We start from the raw sequence: 2,803 nt of genomic DNA, 5'->3' as shown, positions 1-2,803 counted from the left end.
CCGGCAGTTCGCGGTCCAGCAGCGCCGCCGTGGCCTCCGGCGTCCGGTCGGTGGGTGCCACGCCGGTGCCCCCGGTGGTCACCACCAGATCGACGCCGTCGGTGACGAACCCGCGCAGGGCCCGCTCCACCGGCGCGCCGTCGGCGACCACGACCGGTTCGGCGACCTCGAACGACCGTGCGGCGAGCCAGTCGGCGATGACCGGCCCGGTCGTGTCGGCGTAGACGCCGTCCGCCGCGCGGTTGGACGCGACGACGACCCGCGCCGTGCGCTTCATCGGTTCTCCTCCCGCCGCCAGGCCCCGGAATTCCCCCCGTCCTTGGCCATCAACCGCACCTCGTCGAGTGCGGCGGCGGGGTCCACGGCCTTCACCATGTCGTGCAACGTCAGGCCCGCGACGGCCACGGCGGTCAGCGCCTCCATCTCGACCCCGGTGCGGTCGCTGGTACGCGCGGTCGCGGTGATCACGACGTGGTCCGGGCCCGGGTCGAAGTCGAGGTCGACCTTCGACAGCGCGATCTGGTGACACAACGGGATGAGCTCCGAGGTCCGTTTGGCGCCCATCACCCCGGCGATGCGGGCCGTGGCGAGCGCGTCCCCCTTGGGTAGCTCCCCGGCCGTCAGCAGGCCGATCACCTCGGCCGTGGTGCGGAGTGTCCCGCGGGCCACGGCGGTCCGCGCCGTGACGTCCTTGCCGGAGACGTCGACCATCCGCGCGGTGCCCGACTCGTCGACGTGGCTGAGCCGTCCGTCCGGGGCGGTGCCGCGCTGTTCCGTCTCGCGCTGTCCCGTCTCGCGCTGTCCCGTCTCGCGCTGTCCCGTGGCGTGCTGTTGCGTGGCGTGCTGCGCGCCGTCCTGTCCGCTCACGCGGTCGAGGTTACGGCGTCCGCGGTGATCCCGGACACCTCGCCACCGCGGGCGACCTCCCGCACCGCCTCGGCCACGGCCGGGGCCACCGCCGCGTCGAACACGCTCGGCACGATGAACGACGCGTTGAGTCGATCGTCCACCACGTCGGCGATCGCGTCGGCGGCCGCCACCAGCATCCCGTCGTCGATGTGGTGGGCGTGCGCGTCGAGCAGCCCGCGGAACACGCCGGGGAAGGCGAGGACGTTGTTGATCTGGTTCGGGTAGTCGCTGCGCCCGGTGGCCACGACGGCGGCGTGCCGCTGGGCCTCCAGCGGGTCGATCTCCGGGTCCGGGTTGGCCAGCGCGAACACCACCGCGTCGTCGGCCATGGTCGCCACCTGCTCGGCCCCGAACAGGTCGGGGGCCGAGACCCCGATGAACACGTCCGCACCGACCAGCGCGTCGTGCAGCGTCCCGGTCATCCCGTGCGCGTTGGTGTGCTCGGCGACCCAGCGCAGGTTGTCGTCCAGGCCCTCCCGGCCGGGGTGGACGACACCGTCGATGTCGACCGCGACGATGTCGGCGGGCACCTTGCGGCGCAGCAGCCGAATGATCGCCGACCCCGCCGCACCGACCCCGCTGACCACGACCCGGCACTCCTGAAGCGGCTTGCCCACCACCCGCAGAGCGTTGCGCAACGCGGCGACCACCACGATCGCCGTGCCGTGCTGGTCGTCGTGGAACACGGGGATGTCGAGCTGCTCGCGCAGCCGCGCCTCGATCTCGAAGCACCGCGGCGCGGCGATGTCCTCCAGGTTGATGCCCGCGTACCCGGGAGCCAGCGCCCGCACCGTGCGGATGATCTCCTCGGTGTCCTGTGTGTCCAGGCACACCGGCCAGGCGTCCACGCCGGCGAACTTCTTGAACAGGGCCGCCTTGCCCTCCATCACCGGCAGCGCCGCCGACGGGCCCACGTTGCCCAGGCCCAGGACGGCGGACCCGTCGGAGACCACGGCCACGGTGTTGCGCTTGATGGTCAGCCTGCGCGCGTTCTCCGGGTCGGCCGCGATGGCCTGGCACACCCGCGCGACCCCGGGGGTGTACGCGCGGGAGAGGTCGTCCCGGTTGCGCAGGTCGACCTTCGGCGAGACCTCCAGCTTCCCGCCGAGGTGCATCAGAAACGTCCGGTCGGAGACCTTCCGCACCCGCACCCCCGGCAGCGCGTCCAGCGCGGAGGTGATGTCGTCGGCGTGGTCGGCCGACGACACGTTCGCCGTGATGTCCACGACGATCGCGTCGGCGTGCGACTCCACCACGTCGAACGCGGTGAGCACCCCGCCGACCCTGCCGACCGCCGTGGTCAGGTCACCGGCCGCGCTGGCCGACGGCGGAGCCGCCAGCCGCACGGTGATCGAGTAACCGGGCCCGGGAACCGGCATGACAGGCACCCCCGCATCGAGATCGACCGACGAACGGGGGAAGCCTATCCCCGCGGGGCCTCGACTCCCGGCGCGGAGGGGTGACTGACCAGTAACTTCGGCCCCGTCGGGCCGGTCCCGTGTCCGACGGGCCCGCGGCTACGCCGACTTGTTGATCTCGGTCTCCGGGTGCTCGTAGGGCACCCGCTCCAGCGGGAAGGTCATGTCGTCCCCGTACGGCGACAGCGCCCCCTGCCGGGCGGCCGCCAGTTCCGAGACCGGGTGCGCTTCGCCACCCGCCTCCGGCCACTCCGGGTCGATCCGGTTCCGCTTGCCCGCCTTCGCCACGGTGTCCTCCTCACTCGACCAACGACTGACCACAGTGTGCCGGATGGGCCCGGCCGACGGATATCGTGGTGACGATGGTCGCTGTCTCCCTCGCGGACTGGCTGAGCTCGCGTCCCGACGACGAGCTGGCCGCGCTGCTGCGCGACCGGCGCGACCTCGCGACCCCGCCGCCCGCCGACTCCGGCGTG

Annotated in this window: 4 protein-coding genes; all 4 read right to left on the bottom strand. The window is 72.9% G+C overall.

Annotated features, from left to right (window positions below):
* Nucleotides 1-277: MogA/MoaB family molybdenum cofactor biosynthesis protein (locus SACHA_RS0109390; RefSeq protein WP_028663032.1), on the bottom strand; the 277-nt coding region annotated here is incomplete at its 3' end.
* Nucleotides 274-867, bottom strand: a complete 594-nt coding sequence (gene moaC, locus SACHA_RS0109385; protein WP_019809179.1) for a cyclic pyranopterin monophosphate synthase MoaC — start codon at nt 865-867, stop codon at nt 274-276. The genes moaC and SACHA_RS0109390, both read right to left, overlap by 4 nt.
* Entirely contained in the window at nt 864-2,288 is a 1,425-nt protein-coding gene (locus SACHA_RS0109380; protein WP_019809177.1) for an NAD-dependent malic enzyme, read from the bottom strand. Before SACHA_RS0109380 ends, moaC begins: the two co-directional genes overlap by 4 nt.
* Before the next feature lie 138 nt (nt 2,289-2,426).
* Nucleotides 2,427-2,615 (bottom strand): hypothetical protein, encoded by a 189-nt coding sequence (locus tag SACHA_RS0109375; protein WP_019809175.1) that lies wholly within the window; start codon nt 2,613-2,615, stop codon nt 2,427-2,429.
* Between the last annotated feature and the right edge of the window lie 188 nt (nt 2,616-2,803).

It is taken from the genome of Saccharomonospora halophila 8 (genome assembly GCF_000383775.1).
Classification (GTDB): Bacteria; Actinomycetota; Actinomycetes; order Mycobacteriales; family Pseudonocardiaceae; genus Saccharomonospora; species Saccharomonospora halophila.
This window is presented reverse-complemented; position numbering and strand designations above follow the sequence as displayed.

Excerpts from the sequence above, each read along its gene's own strand:
- SACHA_RS0109380 (WP_019809177.1), bottom strand. The coding sequence starts at position 2,288 with ATGCCGGTTCCCGGGCCCGGTTACTCGATCACCGTGCGGCTGGCGGCT.